Origin of the sequence: Bacillus cereus group sp. MYBK15-3 (assembly GCF_051916765.1) — a bacterium.
Taxonomy (GTDB): Bacteria; Bacillota; Bacilli; order Bacillales; family Bacillaceae_G; genus Bacillus_A; species Bacillus_A cereus.
Genome location: NZ_JBQAHG010000001.1, coordinates 14,219 through 32,389 on the forward strand (window position 1 = coordinate 14,219; position 18,171 = coordinate 32,389).

Below are 18,171 nucleotides of genomic sequence, written 5' to 3' on the forward strand. Positions count from 1 at the left end.
ATACAATTCAAACAGGGAATGGAGGAGAATTATATGAATGTCATACAATTAAAAGAAGATAAGTTCAGAGAAGCATTACGTTTATCAGAATACGCTTTTCAATATAAAGTAGATGAGGAACGATTACAGCAGCAACTTACAAAGATGAAGGAAAGTCATGAAATATACGGCATTATGGAAGGGGAAGACTTAGCTGCAAAACTACACTTCATTCCGTTTCATATTTACATAGGTAAAGAAAAATTTAAAATGGGTGGCGTTGCAGGAGTAGCGACGTATCCAGAGTACAGAAGAAGTGGGTATGTAAAAGAGCTACTTCAACATTCACTTCAAACAATGAAAAAAGATGGCTATACAGTCTCTATGTTACATCCATTTGCTGTTTCATTTTATCGTAAATACGGCTGGGAACTTTGTGCGAATCTACTCAAATGTCATATAAGTAAGAGCGATTTAGTGATGAAAAAACAAGTAAATGGTACTGTGAAACGTTTTAATAAAGAAAATCATCCAGAAGAAGTCGAGAAGCTCTATGAAGCATTTGCAGAACGTTTTTCATGTATGTTAGTTCGAGAGAAGAACTGGTGGTTACAAGCGGTTTATGATGATTTAACATTAGCGATTTACTATGATGAAAATAAAAAGGCAGCAGGTTACATGTTATACAAAATAGAAAACTATAAAATGACAGTAGAAGAATTTGTACCACTGCATAATGAAGCACGAAATGGTCTGTGGAACTTTATTTGTCAGCATGATTCTATGATTAAAGAAATTGAAATGACAGTAAGTGAAAGCGAACCGTTATTATATTCATTGCAAGAGCCGCGCGTGAAGACAGAAATAAAACCATATTTTATGGGAAGAATTGTAGATGTGGAGCAGTTCTTTAAACAATATGAATTAAACTGGAACAATGTACAACAAGAACTAATTTTACATATTACAGATTCATTTGCACCGTGGAATAACGTATCAGTGAGGTTTGCAAATCATGAAATAACAATAATAAAAGAGGAAACAATAGATAAAGGCATCAAACTGGATATAAACGAGTTATCTACAATAATGTTCGGCTATAAACGTCCGTTACAACTGAATGAATTAGAATTAATTAGCGGAAGTGAAGAGGAAATACAAGCGTTTGAGAAAATAGTTCCGGTACGAGAAGCATTTATTTATGATTTCTTTTAAGTTTTCAATAGAAAATCGGGCTGCCCAAAAACAATTTTTGGGACAGCTTTCTCTTTGGTTGTCGGCAAGTAGATATATCCTGAAAATCGCTGATATAATTGGAGATGCGCCGATATATTCTGAAAATCGCTGATATATTCTAATAATCGTTGATATAATTTTTCACTAAAACGTAACTATACTTTGTCACGCACTTGACTTTTAATCCATGTAATTTATAATTAAAAACGGAATGAATTTTCATTCCTGAAAATAGAGGTGGAAAAAATGGCTAAAAACAAACAAGAGGATATTTTTGATGCTGCGATGCAACTTTTTGCAGAGCGTGGTTACGATGGTACGACAATTCCAATGATCGCTGAAAAAGCAAATGTCGGTGCGGGTACTATTTATCGCTATTTTGCCAATAAAGAGGCACTTGTTAACTCATTATTTTCAAAAAGCATGTTACAGCTTTCTGAAATGATAAAAACGGATTTTCCTGTTGAAGCAAATATTCGTGAACAGTTTAGTCATACGTACAACCGTTTATTTGAATTTGCGAGAAACAATGTGGATGCTTTTTTATTTACAAATTCTCACTGCGATAGTTATTTTCTTGACGAACAGAGCAAGAAAATATTTGATGATTTTATAGGCTTCTTTATGAATATTATTGAAGATGGAATCGCAAAAGGTTTTCTTCGTCCATTGCCTCCCATTGCTTTAATTATTATTGTATATCAACCGTTAGAAACATTAACGAAAGTAATTGCAACAGGGCAATTAGAATACTCGAAAGAGTTAGTAAAAGAATTAGAAGAAAGCTCTTGGAATGCTATTAGAATCATTTGATTCTATAGCTTTACAAGGGCTGGAATGAATATTCATTCCTAACTAGATTTAAAAAAATGAGAGTAGGAAAGGATATTTGTGTAACTAAGGGAATGAACATTCATTCCGGAAAGACTAGTTTGATAGAATTTACAAAATAACGTAATAGAATAATGGGAATGAACGTTCATTCCGTTGTTAACGTGAAACTTTCAAAACGGGAGATGATTCAAATGAGCAAGTTAAAAAGTTGGAGAAGTTTATCTTTTCTATTATGGATAGTTATTACTATTACAATGGTCGTAACGATGCCTAATATGGATCAATTAGTGAAAGAAAAAGGGAAAATTACAATCCCTAATACAAAGCAAAGCAGTATTGCTGACAAGATGATGAAAGAGATGGATAAAGAAGGGGTTGAAAAGTATGAAATTATAGCCGTTTTTAATAGTGGCAATAAGGCAGCTTTAACAGATGAACAAAAAAAGGAAATAACAAAAACAATCAACGCCCTGCAAAATGAAAAAGAGCAATTAGGAATTAAGGAAGTTGTTTCACATTTAGACAATAAAGACTTGGAGAAACAATTAGTTTCTAAAGATAATACGACTATTTTAACGCAAATATCGATAGATAAAAAACATGGTGAAATATCAAAAGTTTCAAATAATCTTCATGAAAAAGTGCAAACGAAAGGGGTAAAAACGCATTTAACAGGAAGTGACTTAATAGCGGGTGATTTTCTTAAATCCTCTCAAGAGGGAGTGAAAAAGACAGAAGTTATTTCAATCATTTTCATTCTTGTAGTATTAATCCTCGTATTCCGTTCACCAGTTGTTCCAATTGTTTCTCTTCTTACAGTTGGTATATCGTATTTAGTTTCAATGGGGATTATTGCCCAGCTTGTAGATCAATTTAATTTTCCATTCTCAAACTTTACACAAGTGTTCGTAGTCGTCGTCCTGTTTGGGGTAGGAACAGATTATAACATTTTATTATATACGAGGTTTAAAGAAGAATTAAGTAAACAAGAAAATGCATTTTTAGCTACGAAAGAAACATTCAAATCAGCAGGTAAAACTGTATTATATAGCGGAATAGCGGTGCTAATTGGTTTTGCATCACTTGCTTTAGCAAGTTTTAAATTATATCAATCTACTTCAGCGGTAGCAATTGGTGTTTTAGTATTATTACTCGTATTAACGACTTTAAATCCATTTTTCATGGTGCTTTTAGGAAAAGGAATGTTTTATCCAGTTAAAACATTTAAAGGTCATGAGGATAGTCGCTTATGGGGATTCTTTGCGAAAAACTCAGTAGCAAGGCCATTTGTCGCTTTAATTATCGTATTCGTAATATCGATTCCTTTCGTATTAAAATACTCTAATACACTTAATTACAATGATTTATTTGAAGTGGATAATAAGTATGAATCCAAGATGGGTATTAACGTAATAGAGGATCATTTTCCGCCTGGTTTCTCTTCACCGAGTACATTAGTCATTCAATCTGATAAAAAGCTGGATGAAGGAACTTCTCTACAAATTTTAGACGAATTAACTGATAAAATTTCGAAAGTTAAAGGTGTGTCAGAAGTATATGCACCAACACGTCCAACTGGTGAGAAGATAAAAGAATTATATTTAAATAAGCAAGCGGGAGAATTGAATACAGGATTAGGGGATGCCGATGGTGGCATAAAGGAAATTAATGATGGATTAACAGATGCGAAAAATAAAATGGGAAGTAGTGATTCAAATAGTCTTGCGAATGTTCAAAAATTAATTGATGGAACGAACGAGGCGAAAAACGGGGTATCAGCATTAGGAACAGCTTTACATCAATTATCAAATGGCATAAACGACGGTGCACAAGGAGCACAGCAAATTGAGAGTGGTTTAGCTTCAGTAAACGAAAATATAAATGTTCTATCTAATGCAACGTTGCAGCTGCATGCTGGTTATGCACAGTTAGAAAAAGGTTTAAACTCTTACGATCAATACTTCGGAAGTATTTCTCAAGCGATTGATGGTGCGAAAAAGGGATATGAACAAATTGAAATGTTAATGACCAATTTCGTTCAAACGAAACCAGAATTAGCGAATGATCCAAACATACAACAAACGATAGGAATTGCTAAAGAGGCTCAAAGAAAATTAAGCGTACTTTCAAATGAATTAAATCAATTAGCAACGCAGCACAAAACGGCGATGAGTTCATTTAAAGAAGCGAATCAATCGTTACTGAAAGTGGATAACGGCTTAAAAGAAATGAGCAATGGAGTTAATAAGTTACAAAAGGGAGCAGCCGATCTTAAAAATGGATTAAATGAAGGTTCTTCAGGTTCAAAAAAAATTGCAAATAAATCAGTTGAGTTACAATCTGGATTAACGAAAATAAACGATGGGCAGGGACAACTTTTAACGGGCCTTAAAGACCTGCAGGAAAAGATGGGCCAATTACAATCCGGTTTATCTAAAAGTACAGAAGGGCTTGGAAAAGTAAGTAATGGCCTGCATGACGCACAGAAATATTTAGGGGAGCTCAATGAATCGAAAAGCTCTGAGAAGTTTTATATTCCAAAAGAAGTGTTAGAGGGAGAAGATTTCCAAAAAGCATTGAACACGTACATGTCACAGGATAGAAAAATTGCTAAAATGACTATCATTTTAGATGTAAATCCGTATTCAAAAGAAGCGATGCCAATTATTCAAGAAATCAATAAAACAATCGATGGCACTGTAAAGGGAACGGAATTACATGATGCGAAAACAGCAATTGGCGGAACAACAGCTAGAAACGTTGATTTAAAAGAAGTAACGGGGCAAGATTTCTTACGTACAGCTACGATTATGTTGATTGGCATTGCGATTGTATTAATCGTAATTACACGCTCATTACTAAACACAATATTTATTATTGGCTCATTACTATTGGCGTACTTTGCATCACTCGGTATAAGCGAACAAATTAGTGCACATGTATTACATGTAGAGTCATTAAGCTGGAATGTTCCATTCTTTAGCTTCATTATGATTGTCGCTTTAGGAGTGGATTATAGTATTTTCGTAATGATGCGCTATAACGAGATAGAAGGGGATTCGGTAACGAAAATTGTAACTGCATCTCGTCATATAGGAGGAGTTGTATTATCAGCTGCGCTAATTTTAGGCGGGACATTTGCAGCATTAATTCCATCAGGTGTATTAACACTTATACAAGTTGCGTCAGTAGTTGGTGTTGCACTTCTTCTATTAGCTTTAATTGTGATGCCGATATTACTACCGGCGTTAATAGGGTTAACGAGTAAAATGAAGAGTTACAAAGAGAAAATAATAAATACGAAATAAGAAGAGACTGTAGGGAATGATTTCTCTACAGTTTTTTCGGTATATAATATTTCAGATGAAAATGAATCCGATATATTACAGAATGAGCAGTGAAAGGTTATATGAGAAAGAGGTCGATGATATACATACAATAGCTAGGGGAATGGACAAAAACTATCCGATTTCATTGTAGAAAGGTAATCAACCGTTGCTATTCATCCAGCTTCTACTATATAATAGCTATAGTCTACAATAATTGAGTCGTAATATGCGATTTTTTAAGACAATCGGTGAGAAAACGCTGAAATAAGCGGTATTAGTAGGAGGACACAAATGATTACAGTAAGTAACGTTAGTTTGCGTTTCGCGGATCGCAAATTATTTGAAGATGTTAACATAAAATTCACGCCAGGTAACTGCTATGGTTTAATCGGAGCAAACGGTGCTGGTAAATCTACATTCCTAAAGATTTTATCTGGAGAAATTGAACCATCAACAGGTGACATACATATTACGCCAGGTGAGCGTCTAGCAGTATTAAAACAGAATCACTTCGAATATGAAGAGTTCCCAGTATTAGAAACAGTAATTATGGGTCACACGCAACTTTACAAAGTAATGCAAGAGAAAAATGCTATTTACATGAAAGAAGACTTTAGTGATGAAGATGGAATGCGCGCTGCTGAACTTGAAGGTGAGTTCGCTGAGCTTAACGGTTGGGAAGCTGAGTCAGAAGCTGCAATTCTTCTTAAAGGTTTAGGTATTGGTGAAGACCTTCATGATAAGAAATTGTCAGAATTAACTGGGGCAGAGAAAGTAAAAGTATTACTTGCTCAAGCTTTATTCGGTCAACCTGACATTCTATTATTAGATGAGCCTACCAACCACTTGGACTTAAAAGCGATTCAATGGTTAGAAAACTTCTTAATGAACTTTGAAAACACAGTTATCGTAGTATCCCATGACCGTCACTTCTTAAATAAAGTATGTACGCACATGGCTGACCTTGATTTCGGTAAAATTCAACTTTATGTTGGTAACTATGACTTCTGGTATGAGTCAAGCCAATTAGCTTTAAAATTAACACAAGATGCTAATAAGAAAAAAGAAGAGAAAGTAAAAGAGTTACAAAACTTCATTGCACGCTTTAGTTCAAACGCTTCTAAAGCGAAACAAGCAACTTCTCGTAAAAAATTATTAGACAAAATTACATTAGATGATATTAGACCGTCATCACGTCGTTACCCATTCGTTGGCTTCACACCTGAGCGTGAAGTAGGAAATGACTTATTAACTGTTGAAGGTCTTTCTAAAACAATTGATGGTGAAAAAGTGTTAGATAATGTGTACTTCACTTTAAATAAAGGTGATAAAGTTGCATTTATCGGCCGTAACGATATTGCGATGACAACATTATTTAAAATTCTTATGGGTGAAATGGAGCCGGATAGCGGTTCATTCAAATGGGGTGTTACAACCTCTCAATCTTACTTCCCAAGAGATAACTCTAAGTACTTTGAGAACAGTGATTACAACTTAGTTGAATGGTTACGTCAATTCTCTCCACAAGATGAGTCTGAAAGCTTCTTACGTGGTTTCTTAGGCCGTATGTTATTCTCAGGTGAAGAAGTTAAGAAGAACGTTTCTGTATTATCTGGAGGCGAAAAAGTTCGTTGTATGTTATCTAAAATGATGTTAAGTGGTGCGAACGTAATCACACTTGACGATCCAACGAACCACTTAGACCTTGAGTCAATTACAGCATTAAACAACGGTTTAATTGCATTCAAAGGTACAATCTTATTCACATCTCATGACCATCAGTTCGTGCAAACAATTGCAAACCGCATTATCGAAGTAACACCAAACGGTGTAATCGATAAAGAGGCTACTTATGATGAGTTCTTAGAAAATGAGGAACTTCAAAAACAAGTAGATGCAATGTACAAAGGTCAATAATATATAATGAAAAAACTCGTTCTTTTTAGAGCGAGTTTTTTTGTCGAGAAAACGTAACATCGCTGGTCGGTCAAATGAATAATTATTCAAATATAATATTAATGAACAGGAGAATTCTTTCATGTATGGAAGGGATGTAATGACTTTAAGATTTAAAGAGTTAGTTGAAGAAGGGAAATGTAAGTGGAGTAATATAATCAAATCGTATTATTTTGTCATGTGAAATATGTACCAAATTTGGAGATAGAATAGTTTGCGAATGAGTTTATAAAGGTATATAGTATGGGGTGTCATAATTAGTGGATGAATCTTGGGAGAAAACAGGAAATGTTACAAATTTATTTTGTTAAATAGAAACCAAGGTCAAAATGTCTAGAAAGAAATAGTTGAATAAATACTAGCTTCAAATTATAATTACTAATATTCTTCATATAGTTAAATAAAGATAATCTATTTGAAGAAGAAAATTTGAATAGAGAGACAGACTTATAAAAAAATAAGCCTTGGATGATCAAAAGAGGTGGAGAAATGAAACAGTTCTTATTAAAGAGCAAAAGTGTGTTAAGCAATCATTTTGGATTCTTTCTGTTTGCCGTTATTTTATTGTGGCTCAAAACATATGCAGCTTATGTAACAGAATTCAATTTAGGAATTTCAAACACAATCCAAAAATTCTTGCTGTTTTTTAACCCGCTTAGTTCAGCAGTTCTATTTTTAGGACTAGCATTATTTGCAAAAGGGAAACGATCTTATATTTGGTTAATTATCATTAATTTGTTATTGTCGATCCTTTTATACGCAAACGTAGTATACTATCGCTTTTTCAGTGACTTTATTACGTTCCCGACATTAACACAAACGAATAACTTTGGAGATTTAGGTGGTAGTATTCTTGCATTGCTACATCTTTATGATCCATTATACTTCTTAGACACGATTATATTAATTGTGTTAGTCGCAACAAAATTTGCAAATCCAAAACCAATTCGTGTTGCGAAGCATAAATTATCTCTAGTATTTGTAGTAGGTATTTTATTATTCAGTGTTAACTTAGGTCTTGCAGAGTCTGACCGTCCTGAATTATTAACAAGAACGTTTGACCGTAATTATATTGTGAAATATTTAGGTGCATACAACTACACAATTTATGATGGAATTCAAAGTGCGAAAGCATCGACAGAACGAGCATTAGCTGATGGTGATAATATGACAGAAGTACGAAATTATTTAACATCAACTTATGCAAGTCCAAATCCTGAGTATTTCGGTAAAGGAAAGGGAATGAACGTAATTTACATTCATTTAGAGTCATTCCAAAACTTCTTAATTGATTACAAATTAAATGGTCAAGAAGTTACACCGTTCTTAAACTCATTTACAAAAGATGCGAATACACTTTATTTTGATAACTTCTTCCATCAAACAGGACAAGGGAAAACATCTGATGCGGAGTTTATGTTAGAGAATTCAATGTTTGGTTTACCGCAAGGTTCTGTCTTTACAACGAAATCTCATAATACGTATCAATCAGCACCAGCTATTTTAGGACAACAAGGATACACATCAGCAGTATTCCACGGTAACTACAAAACATTCTGGAACCGTGATGATATTTATAAATCATTTGGTTTTAATAAATTCTTTGATGCGTCATACTACGATATGAATGAAAAAGACGTAGTAAACTACGGATTAAAAGATAAACCGTTCTTTAATGAATCTATTCCGTTATTACAAACGTTGAAACAACCGTTCTATACGAAGTTTATTACGTTATCGAACCATTTCCCTTATCCAATCGATAAGGCAGAAGCAACGATTGAACCAGCAACAACAGGTGATTCATCAGTAGATACGTACTTCCAAACAGCACGCTATTTAGACGAATCTGTAAAAGGCTTCATCGATTACTTGAAACAATCTGGTTTATATGATAACTCAATTATTGTTATGTACGGAGACCATTACGGCATTTCAGATAATCATAACGCAGCAATGTCAAAAGTAATGGGTAAAGAAATGAACTCATTTGAAAATGCACAGTTACAACGTGTACCATTAATCGTTCGTGTACCAGGAGTGAAAGGTGGCGTACAACATCAATATGGTGGTGAAATTGACGTTCTTCCAACGCTATTACACTTACTAGGTACAGATACAAAGAATTATGTTCAATTCGGTTCTGATTTATTATCACCAGATCATAAACAAGTCGTTGCGTTCCGTAACGGTAACTACGTAAGCCCAACAGTTACTGCACTAAACGGCAAATACTATGATACAACTACTGGAAAACCTGTAGAATTTACAGATGAAATAAAGAAAAATGAACAAATGGTTCAAAACTCACTAAAATACTCTGACCAAGTCGTAAATGGTGACTTATTACGATTCTACACACCGGAAGGATTCACTCCAGTAGATCGTTCGAAGTATAACTATAACAACCGTGATAAAAACAAAACAAAGGTAAAAACGACTCCGGAAGGGGAAGCTAAATAATAAAAGGCGCTATTCATATGAATAGCGCCTTTTATTTGTAAATATACCATCATTATGAGACAGAACCAGCTGTTGCTTTTTGTTTTGCATTTCCGAAGAAAACTACACCGACGATGATAATAATGATAAATGCCCATTTAACGAAAGGGTTACTTTCGAAAAATCCAGCGAACCACTTCTCATCTACAATCATTTTCGCGGCAGTATAAGCTAAAACGGCTGCTCCGATCGTAATGATGACAGGAAAACGATCCACCCATTTTAAAATTAATGTACTGCCCCATACGACTACTGGAATAGACACTAATAGTCCGATGATTACTAAAGAAAAGTTACCATGGGCAGCTCCTGCAACAGCGAGTACATTATCAATGCCCATTAACGCATCAGCAATAATAATGGTTTTAATAGCAGACCAAAATCCTTCTTCGGCTTTAATATCATGGTTTTTGCCCTCAGCGATCAGCTTGTAAGCGATCCAAATAAGAAGTACACCACCAATTAGGAGTAATCCAGGTATTTTTAATAACCAAACGACAACTAAGGTAGCGAGGGCCCTAATAGCGATTGCTCCAATGGTTCCCCAAATGATAACTTTCTTTTGTTGGTCTTTCGGTAATCTTCTTGCTGCTAATCCAATTACAATGGCGTTATCTCCGGCTAACACTAAATCGATTACAATAATGGCAAGCAAGGCAGACAAATATTCAGATGAAAGAAAATCCATATACATATCACTCCTTAAGAGTAATATGTGCTAAAGTGTTGATAATATAAAAAAAGGATTGAAATTGTATATTCAATTCTTTTTTGACTGTATGTTTTTATTTTGGATAAGTCGCTTTTGTAGTTTTTTACTTATCACGTTTCTTTCTTAAATTGATTCCAAGCTTCTTCAGTTTGCACTATAAATACGATTATATAACATCTACTTATTTAAACTAGGTTAAAGATAGCATGTGATATTTCAAAGTTAAATTTATTTGATAAAAGGAAAGGGACGTATACTATTGATATGGTGCAAGCGTGTATAGGTTTTCTCTATAAGGAAATTCTAAAAACGATAAAAAAGACTTGATAACCTACTAGAGGGAATCAAGTCTTTTCATTACATACGATTATCATGCCAGAAGTTTAATGGGAAGTGTTCGTTCTCATTATATGCTTCTAATTCATATCCTTTTTCTTTCAGTCCTTTAATAATTCCAGGAACTGCTTTTACTGATTGTGGATGAATATCATGCATAAGGATAACTTCTGTTGGATTTGTAGCACCATGTAACACGTTTTCTACAATTTTAGCAGATGCAGCATCAACTTGCATTTTGTTATATTTCCAGTCTAAAGAATCAATTGTCCAATCCCAAACTTTTAAGCCATTTTCTACAACTTTGTTGCGAAGAGCTTCGTTTAATCCTGGCATAGAGCCGTAAGATGGACGAGTTAATACTGGTGATTTACCTAAAACACCAGCGATTAAGCCTTGGTCTTCCTTCATTTCATCTACGTAATGACCTTCAGTGTAAAGTTTCTTGTAGTTATGAGTCATACTGTGCATCCCAACGTAGTGGCCTTCAGCATCTTCGCGTTTTACAAGATCAGGGAAAGCTTTTACGTTTGAACCAATTAGGAAGAATGTTGCTTTTGCATTTTCTTTCTTTAACATATCTAAAAGCTCAGCTGTGTATTTTCCAGGACCGTCATCAAATGTTAAATAAGCGACTTTTCTAACTTGCCCGTTATAATGTTTTGGAGCTTCTTTCGGAGCAAGAGATGTTTGAATCTCACTTACAAGTTGAACAGATTTTGCTTCATCCTCTGTACTAGCTAGAGCAGTATGTACTGATCCAAAAGCCACTTCGTATGTGAATAATACCCCCGCACAAACTAACATAGCCCTTTTTACTAAAGTTGTCATTCGAATTCCATTGTGCATAATTTTCCTTCTCTCTATAAAAGTTCTACTCTACTATATTAGCAATTATAGGTAGGGAAATGCAAAAAAACTTTTTTACAAGTGTAAAAAAGTTTACTCAAAAGTATGCAAGATTTTATATCAATTGCAGTTTTGAAAAATAGAATGAATTGAAACTTTATTATTTAAACTTTCAATCACCAAATCATACTTTCGTATCACTTCGTTTTCGTTCCAAATATTGATTCGAATATTTTGATTTTTATTAAAATATTGATAAAGAAACAATTACATGAAAAAAGGAGCGGGAATATGAATAATTATATTGGCACTACATGTGAAGTACAGTATTCCGAAAATGAAGAAGCACCTTCTCGCTGTAAAAATTTGTAATCAGGAAAGGCCATATGTTAATCAAATTGGGCAGTCATGGATAACATTAGAAACAATGCAAAATAGCAATTTATACTAAAGTCCTATTGTTTATTAACTAATAGGTCTTTCAACTTAGGAAGCTCACACTAATGAGGGATGTTAAAGGGAATATATGTAACTTATACTAATTACTATAAAGCTTTGAAAAATGAAAAGGAGGAGAATTGCATGAAGAATTGGGTTCAATTTAGAATTGCAAGACCAACAGATAAATTTGAAGAAGTGATCAGTTTTTATGAAACAGGATTAGGACTAAAACGTATAGGGGAATTTCACAATCATGAAGGATATGACGGGGTTATGTTTGGATTACCAGATGAAGAGTATCATTTGGAGTTTACTACACATGTTAATGGAAGTCCATGTCCGGCACCGACAAAAGATAATTTACTAGTTTTTTATATGCCTAATAAAGATAAAATCGAAAAGATAGTGAATCGATTAAGTAATATGGGCTATCATGAGGTGGAACCAGAAAACCCGTATTGGATAGAGAAAGGAACCACAATAGAGGATCCAGATGGTTGGAGAATTGTGCTTATGAATGCATCTGAATAAGGAAACTATTTTCATATGAAATAGAGTGTAGCAAAATGATTTAGACATAAATCCCTACAGCGTTTGTAGGGATTTTTATATAAGAAAATCTTATTGAGAGAATTATTAAAATGTAGAAAGTATTTTGGTTAAGAATAAATGTAATCAATATCATTTATGCAGGAGGTATAGAAGTATGACATTAAAACATTTGTATGAGTTTTCTAAAAATGTCGGGAATACACCTCTCATTAAATTAGAATGCGAAGAAACGAAGAACCTTTCTATCTATGCTAAATGTGAATGGCATAACCCTACAGGATCAATTAAGGATAGGGCAGCACTTGGAATGATTAATAAATATTTACAAGAAGCGGACGAAAAACAAAATATTTTATTCTACGGAAAATTGTTACCATCAAAAAACTGTACATGTTAAACATACAGTTTTTTGATGGTGTAGCTGTGCGATGTTTAGAAATTTCACATACCGTACTTTCAAAATAAATATAGGAAAACCAAAAAGTAATGTAGAATATATCGTACATACATATATACAGTCAACATAAAAGATAAAGAGGTGGGTATATGTTACTTGAGGAAGTAATGCAGCAACTAGAGGAATATGGAACAGAACAAAATCGAAAAACGTATAAAAACCACGGAGCGAAAGAGCCGTTATTTGGAGTTAGTTTTGCGAATTTAAAATTGTTAAAAAAGAAGATAAAAAAAGATCATGATTTAGCAGTTGGATTGTGGGAAACGAAAAATATGGACGCAATGACATTAGCAACTTATATTTTAGACCCGAAAAAAATAACGACAGAACAGCTTAATAGTTTGATTCAGGATGTTGATTATTACTGTTTGATGGATGTTCTTATGAAATCTATATGTACTTCGCCAATTGCAATAGAAAGAATGGAAGAGTGGACAAAGTCTAATGATGAATGGATTGGAAGAGCTGGCTGGTCTTTATTAGCAAATATAGCGATTAAAAATAAAACGTTACATGATGATTTCTTCTCTCCGTACTTAGAAGAGATTAAAGAAAATATACATAATGAAAAAAATAGAAAAAAAGAAGCGATGAATAGTGCTTTAATCGCAATAGGAATTCGTAATGAAGACTTAGAGCGACAAGCGATTGAAATTGCACGTGAAATTGGAAAAGTAGAGGTTGATCACGGTGCAACGTCATGTAAAACACCAGATGCAGAAAGCTATATAAAAAAAGCGAGAGAAAGAGCTGAAAAAAGAAAGTGAAATAAGAAAAGAGGAACAGTTATGAAACCAATTGAAGCAGCACAAAACATAATTATATCACAATTTCCGAATTGTGATGTAGCTTTACTCGGCGGAAGCGTTGCACGAGGAGAAGCGACAAAAACATCTGACCTTGATATTGTAATAGTTGACCAAAGTTTAACTTCTTGCTATAGGGAATCTTTCTATAGTAATGGATGGCCTGTTGAGGTGTTTGTTCATAATTTTGAAACATATAAAACCTTTTTCAAAATGGATTGTGATCGAGGGAGACCGTCGTTACCACAATTAGTTTCGGAAGGGATTGCATTAAAAGGGGAAAAGGAAATTGTTGAGAAATTAAAAAAAGAAGCGAATGATTTACTACATAAAGGACCAGCTAAATGGACCGAAGAAACGATTAAGCAGAAGCGATATTTTATTACGGATACTTTAGATGACTTTATTGGTGCAACAAAAAGAGAAGAAGAATTGTTTATCGCTAATTTATTAGCGGATTTAGTACATGAATATGTATTAAGAGTAAATGGTAAGTGGCTTGGGAGTTCAAAATGGTTTATTAGAGTGCTAAGAAGATATGATGAGCAATATGCAAACAAATTTGTAGCCGCTTTTGATCATTTTTATAAAACGGGAGAGAAAAATGAATTAATTCATTTTATAGAAAAGACGTTAGAACAGTATGGTGGAAGAGTGTTCGAAGGATTTTCTATTGGTAAATAAAAAGGGGCGAGAAAAATGAATGTACCATATGTTCAATTAAGAGAATTGACACTAGATGATGTAGAAGATCGCTATCAATGGTCATTAGATAGAGATGTAATAAACCATTTAGTTGTACCAGATCGATATCCTCCGTTCACTCGTGGAGATACGAGAAACTGGATTGAAGCTTGTATAAGCCGAAAAAATGGTTATGAACAAAGGGCAATCGTTACTGAGGCAGGTATACATATTGGATGGGTAGACCTTAAAAATTTTGATAAAACAAATAAAAATGCTGAACTAGGAATTGCGATTGGAAATAAAGACTATTGGGGTAAAGGATTTGGAATGGCAGCTCTAAACAGCATGTTACAAATAGGTTTTTCTCAGTTTGAATTGGAGAAAATTTGGTTACGTGTAGATGAAGATAATATAAAAGCTAAAAAGAGTTATGAAAGTGCCGGATTTGTATGCGAAGGGTTAATGAGAAATGATCGATTGAGACAGGGGAAGTTCATTCATCGCAATCGTTACAGTATATTAAAAGAAGAGTATGAATCAAAAAAGTAGCCTATAAAAATATTATGTAAATTAAAAAGGGGAAGATAAAATGATTCGATTACTTACAAAAGCGGATGCAAAACAATATTGGGAGTTACGTTTACAAGCATTACAAGTAAATCCAGAAGCATTTATAACGACTTATGAAGAAGCAGTACGTCAAGAAAACCCTCTTGAACGAGTTGCTAGTAATCTTTCATCCAATAGTAGTTTTACATTTGGTGCTTTTAATAATGAAAATCGTTTAGTTGGGGTTGTTACTTTATTAACAGAAGAAAAAGACGCATATAAGCATAAAGGACATATCGTTGCAATGTATGTAGATACTGAAAATCGAAGAAGTGGTCTTGCACGTGCTTTAATACGTAAAGCAATTGAAAGGGCAAAAGAGATGAAGCTAGAGCAATTGAATTTAGGGGTTGTGTCAACGAACGAACCAGCAAAACGCTTATATGAATCAATGGGATTTAAAACGTACGGAATTGAAAAAAGGGCTATAAAAATGAATGGTGTGTATAGTGATGATGAACATATGGTGTTGTTCTTTTAAGAGAGGAAGTTTTGTATGAAAGATCTCTATTTAGAAAGAAATATGGACCCTCAAGTAGCGATTTTGTATGCGACGGTTGCTGATACGTTTAATAGATTGCAAAGGTTAGTCGAAGGTACTGAAGAGAACGAACTATCCTATAAAGGGTCTGAAAATAATGAAAATAGTATTGGGCAGTTACTTCAGCATTTAGCAGTTGTTGATTTACATTGGGTGTATCGTTTCAAGGGAGAAGATGTTCCGCCAGCATTTGAAAATAAATATGGTCCTATGTTAAATGAAGTAGGAGAATTACCAAGCTTAAGAAAAAACACATTGCAAGAGTTAATGCAAGATTATGAAGCAGTGCAAAAATTGTTTTATGAAGAATGTATGACACTAACAGAAACTGATTTAATGCGGGAAGTTTTGTATGAAAAAGGGGAAACTGCGACAATAAGATGGGGAATATGGCATATAGCAGATCATAATCGGTATCATCAAGCCCATATAAATCGATTGAAGAAATTATACAGAGAATATAAACTACATATTCTTTAATTTTTGAATGAACGAACGCCCCTAAATAATAATTAAAGGAGGCGTTTGTTTTTATTCGTTCGCTTTTCTTCCCAAGCTATCATTAAATTTTTATGATAATCTTTTGGTTTCTCAATAGAAAACCAGTAAATTGAATGTGCAATAGTTGGTAGCCATCTTTTATAGCGGATGTGTATATTTTCATGGTGAGTATAGTGGGTCGAGATTAAAGTAGATTTTGACCCTTGAAAATTTTGATATGTAATGGCCTCGATTTCATACCAATGCACTTTATTCCCATGTAAATCTACTACAATTCCTTCATCATCCCAAAGTGAAATGTAAGTTTGTATGTAGATTTTTCATCGCGTATACTAAAATATATGTCATAGAGATAAAAAATTAAATACAAGGGGTTTTACAATGAAAGCAATTGTTATAGGGATACTGGCATCATTTTTCTTTGCCTTTACTTTTGTTTTAAACAGGGCAATGGACTTAGAAGGTGGAAGCTGGATTTGGAGTGCATCATTACGGTATTATTTTATGGTTCCAATGCTATTACTTATTGTTATGTATAGAGGGAACTTAAAGCAACTCTTTCAATATATGAAAAACAATCCGAAAGAATGGTTAGTGTGGAGTATCGTTGGATTTGGTCTCTTTTATGCACCGCTTAGTTTTGCTGGAGCGTTCGGACCAGGTTGGCTTGTTGCATCAACATGGCAAATTACAATCGTTGCAGGGATTTTGTTAACACCATTTTTTGCGGTGGATCCACTACATAAAAAACTTCCGATGAAGGAATTAGTTATGTCGGGCATTATTTTATTCGGTGTTGTTCTCATGCAAGCAGAACATGCTTCTTCATTAGGTATTCGTGAAACCGTTTTATGTGTAGTTCCTGTACTTATTGCAGCATTTGCGTATCCTCTTGGAAATAGAAAAATGATGCAAGTTTGTAAAGGGGAATTAGATGTATTTCAGCGAGTACTCGGTATGACATTAGCAAGTTTACCATTTTGGTTTTTATTATCTGGTTACGAAGTATCAACAGGCGGATTACCGTCAAGTAGCCAAGTTTTTCAATGTTTTATTGTAGCAGTTAGCTCTGGGTTAATCGCGACAGTATTATTTTTCTTTGCAACAGATCTTGTGAAAGATGATCCGCAAAAATTAGCAACAGTGGAAGCGACGCAGTCTGGTGAAGTTTTATTTGCGCTAGTAGGAGAGCTGATCTGGTTATCTGCACCAATTCCGTCATCATTATCTTGGATTGGTATGAGTCTCGTTATTATTGGAATGATACTTCATAGTTATGTGGCTGTCGTTGTAAAAAAAGAAGAAAAAATAACGGCGTAATGAGATTAGCTCTTTTTATTAAGAGTTAGTCTTTTTTTCATAGAAAGGGATGAAAGTATGAATATACATCGCGTTGAACAAATTGAAAAAGATTCAATATTAAATGTGCTACAATATGCCGTCGGTCCAAATGAAATAAGCTTAAAGAAGGCAATAATATTTTATCAAAGTAATAAAGGGACTTTGTACAAATATGAAGAAAAAGCTTGTCTAGGTATTGAAATAATCGGAGAAACTAAAGCACGAATATGTCATATAGCAGTGGCTCCAGATTATCGTCAAAAAGGAATTGCACTACAAATGATTAAAGAGATTGTAAGAGTATACCAATTGACTTATATAGAAGCGGAGACAGACGATGGGGCGGTAGAATTTTATAAAAGAATTGGTTTTCAAGTTAAAAGTTTAGGAGAAAAATATCCAGGGATAGAAAGATTTCATTGTTACATGGAAAAATAGCATGAAAATATATAATTGTACATATTGAATATAGTTTGAAAAAAATAATAATTTCATTATATAAT

15 protein-coding genes and 2 pseudogenes are annotated in these 18,171 nt (G+C 33.9%); 15 read left to right on the top strand and 2 right to left on the bottom strand.

What is annotated here, in order from left to right:
• The first annotated feature begins 33 nt into the window (after positions 1 to 33).
• The 5 genes from ACTFR8_RS00070 to ACTFR8_RS00090 all read left to right on the top strand — a co-directional run bounded on the left by ACTFR8_RS00070 (position 34) and on the right by ACTFR8_RS00090 (position 9,797).
• Positions 34 to 1,194, top strand: a complete 1,161-nt coding sequence (locus tag ACTFR8_RS00070; RefSeq protein ID WP_119781643.1) for a GNAT family N-acetyltransferase — start codon at positions 34 to 36, stop codon at positions 1,192 to 1,194.
• A 267-nt stretch (positions 1,195 to 1,461) separates the two neighbouring features.
• Positions 1,462 to 2,028, top strand: coding sequence for a TetR/AcrR family transcriptional regulator (locus tag ACTFR8_RS00075; RefSeq protein WP_001107305.1), 567 nt, complete (start codon positions 1,462 to 1,464; stop codon positions 2,026 to 2,028).
• 212 nt (positions 2,029 to 2,240) lie between these two features.
• Positions 2,241 to 5,357 (top strand): MMPL family transporter, encoded by a 3,117-nt coding sequence (locus tag ACTFR8_RS00080; protein ID WP_252209588.1) that lies wholly within the window; start codon positions 2,241 to 2,243, stop codon positions 5,355 to 5,357.
• Positions 5,358 to 5,669: 312 nt separating this feature from the next.
• Positions 5,670 to 7,295, top strand: a complete 1,626-nt coding sequence (locus tag ACTFR8_RS00085; protein WP_000633864.1) for an ABC-F family ATP-binding cassette domain-containing protein — start codon at positions 5,670 to 5,672, stop codon at positions 7,293 to 7,295.
• Between the two features lie 528 nt (positions 7,296 to 7,823).
• Complete coding sequence (locus tag ACTFR8_RS00090; protein WP_000808774.1) at positions 7,824 to 9,797, top strand: LTA synthase family protein; 1,974 nt, start codon at positions 7,824 to 7,826, stop codon at positions 9,795 to 9,797.
• A 52-nt stretch (positions 9,798 to 9,849) separates the two neighbouring features.
• Here ACTFR8_RS00090 and ACTFR8_RS00095 read toward each other — a convergent pair whose 3' ends face one another.
• Complete coding sequence (locus ACTFR8_RS00095; RefSeq protein WP_119781647.1) at positions 9,850 to 10,524, bottom strand: TerC family protein; 675 nt, start codon at positions 10,522 to 10,524, stop codon at positions 9,850 to 9,852.
• A gap of 381 nt (positions 10,525 to 10,905) precedes the next feature.
• Positions 10,906 to 11,733 (bottom strand): peptidoglycan-N-acetylglucosamine deacetylase, encoded by an 828-nt coding sequence (locus ACTFR8_RS00100; protein ID WP_000551452.1) that lies wholly within the window; start codon positions 11,731 to 11,733, stop codon positions 10,906 to 10,908.
• 291 nt (positions 11,734 to 12,024) lie between these two features.
• Here ACTFR8_RS00100 and ACTFR8_RS00105 point away from each other — a divergent pair.
• The 10 genes and pseudogenes from ACTFR8_RS00105 to ACTFR8_RS00150 all read left to right on the top strand — a co-directional run.
• A pseudogene (locus ACTFR8_RS00105) lies at positions 12,025 to 12,181 on the top strand (hydrolase); the annotation flags it as partial.
• A gap of 134 nt (positions 12,182 to 12,315) precedes the next feature.
• Positions 12,316 to 12,705 carry a VOC family protein gene (locus tag ACTFR8_RS00110; RefSeq protein WP_000800671.1) on the top strand — a complete coding sequence of 130 codons (390 nt, stop codon included), beginning with the start codon at positions 12,316 to 12,318 and terminating at the stop codon, positions 12,703 to 12,705.
• A gap of 175 nt (positions 12,706 to 12,880) precedes the next feature.
• Positions 12,881 to 13,120: pseudogene (locus ACTFR8_RS00115) on the top strand (pyridoxal-phosphate dependent enzyme); the annotation flags it as partial.
• 152 nt (positions 13,121 to 13,272) lie between these two features.
• On the top strand, positions 13,273 to 13,950 hold the full coding sequence (locus ACTFR8_RS00120; RefSeq protein ID WP_098299692.1) for a DNA alkylation repair protein: 678 nt from the start codon (positions 13,273 to 13,275) through the stop codon (positions 13,948 to 13,950).
• A 21-nt stretch (positions 13,951 to 13,971) separates the two neighbouring features.
• Complete coding sequence (locus ACTFR8_RS00125) at positions 13,972 to 14,673, top strand: nucleotidyltransferase domain-containing protein (protein WP_025966099.1); 702 nt, start codon at positions 13,972 to 13,974, stop codon at positions 14,671 to 14,673.
• Positions 14,674 to 14,688: 15 nt separating this feature from the next.
• Entirely contained in the window at positions 14,689 to 15,225 is a 537-nt protein-coding gene (locus ACTFR8_RS00130) for a GNAT family N-acetyltransferase (protein WP_098537162.1), read from the top strand.
• A 40-nt stretch (positions 15,226 to 15,265) separates the two neighbouring features.
• Positions 15,266 to 15,766 carry a GNAT family N-acetyltransferase gene (locus tag ACTFR8_RS00135; RefSeq protein WP_025966101.1) on the top strand — a complete coding sequence of 167 codons (501 nt, stop codon included), beginning with the start codon at positions 15,266 to 15,268 and terminating at the stop codon, positions 15,764 to 15,766.
• A gap of 15 nt (positions 15,767 to 15,781) precedes the next feature.
• The gene (locus ACTFR8_RS00140) at positions 15,782 to 16,306 is read left to right on the top strand and encodes a DinB family protein (RefSeq protein ID WP_000654220.1); all 525 of its coding nucleotides are present in this window, start codon (positions 15,782 to 15,784) and stop codon (positions 16,304 to 16,306) included.
• Between the two features lie 402 nt (positions 16,307 to 16,708).
• Positions 16,709 to 17,647, top strand: a complete 939-nt coding sequence (locus tag ACTFR8_RS00145; protein ID WP_000644587.1) for a DMT family transporter — start codon at positions 16,709 to 16,711, stop codon at positions 17,645 to 17,647.
• 57 nt (positions 17,648 to 17,704) lie between these two features.
• The gene (locus tag ACTFR8_RS00150; protein WP_001020845.1) at positions 17,705 to 18,106 is read left to right on the top strand and encodes a GNAT family N-acetyltransferase; all 402 of its coding nucleotides are present in this window, start codon (positions 17,705 to 17,707) and stop codon (positions 18,104 to 18,106) included.
• Positions 18,107 to 18,171: the final 65 nt, after the last annotated feature.

Bases quoted from the DNA above. Each gene is read 5' to 3' on its own strand.
- ACTFR8_RS00070 (WP_119781643.1), top strand. From the start codon at position 34: ATGAATGTCATACAATTAAAAGAAGATAAGTTCAGAGAAGCATTACGT.
- ACTFR8_RS00075 (WP_001107305.1), top strand. From the start codon at position 1,462: ATGGCTAAAAACAAACAAGAGGATATTTTTGATGCTGCGATGCAACTT.
- ACTFR8_RS00080 (WP_252209588.1), top strand. From the start codon at position 2,241: ATGAGCAAGTTAAAAAGTTGGAGAAGTTTATCTTTTCTATTATGGATA.
- ACTFR8_RS00085 (WP_000633864.1), top strand. From the start codon at position 5,670: ATGATTACAGTAAGTAACGTTAGTTTGCGTTTCGCGGATCGCAAATTA.
- ACTFR8_RS00090 (WP_000808774.1), top strand. From the start codon at position 7,824: ATGAAACAGTTCTTATTAAAGAGCAAAAGTGTGTTAAGCAATCATTTT.
- ACTFR8_RS00095 (WP_119781647.1), bottom strand. From the start codon at position 10,524: ATGGATTTTCTTTCATCTGAATATTTGTCTGCCTTGCTTGCCATTATT.
- ACTFR8_RS00100 (WP_000551452.1), bottom strand. From the start codon at position 11,733: ATGCACAATGGAATTCGAATGACAACTTTAGTAAAAAGGGCTATGTTA.
- ACTFR8_RS00110 (WP_000800671.1), top strand. From the start codon at position 12,316: ATGAAGAATTGGGTTCAATTTAGAATTGCAAGACCAACAGATAAATTT.
- ACTFR8_RS00120 (WP_098299692.1), top strand. From the start codon at position 13,273: ATGTTACTTGAGGAAGTAATGCAGCAACTAGAGGAATATGGAACAGAA.
- ACTFR8_RS00125 (WP_025966099.1), top strand. From the start codon at position 13,972: ATGAAACCAATTGAAGCAGCACAAAACATAATTATATCACAATTTCCG.
- ACTFR8_RS00130 (WP_098537162.1), top strand. From the start codon at position 14,689: ATGAATGTACCATATGTTCAATTAAGAGAATTGACACTAGATGATGTA.
- ACTFR8_RS00135 (WP_025966101.1), top strand. From the start codon at position 15,266: ATGATTCGATTACTTACAAAAGCGGATGCAAAACAATATTGGGAGTTA.
- ACTFR8_RS00140 (WP_000654220.1), top strand. From the start codon at position 15,782: ATGAAAGATCTCTATTTAGAAAGAAATATGGACCCTCAAGTAGCGATT.
- ACTFR8_RS00145 (WP_000644587.1), top strand. From the start codon at position 16,709: ATGAAAGCAATTGTTATAGGGATACTGGCATCATTTTTCTTTGCCTTT.
- ACTFR8_RS00150 (WP_001020845.1), top strand. From the start codon at position 17,705: ATGAATATACATCGCGTTGAACAAATTGAAAAAGATTCAATATTAAAT.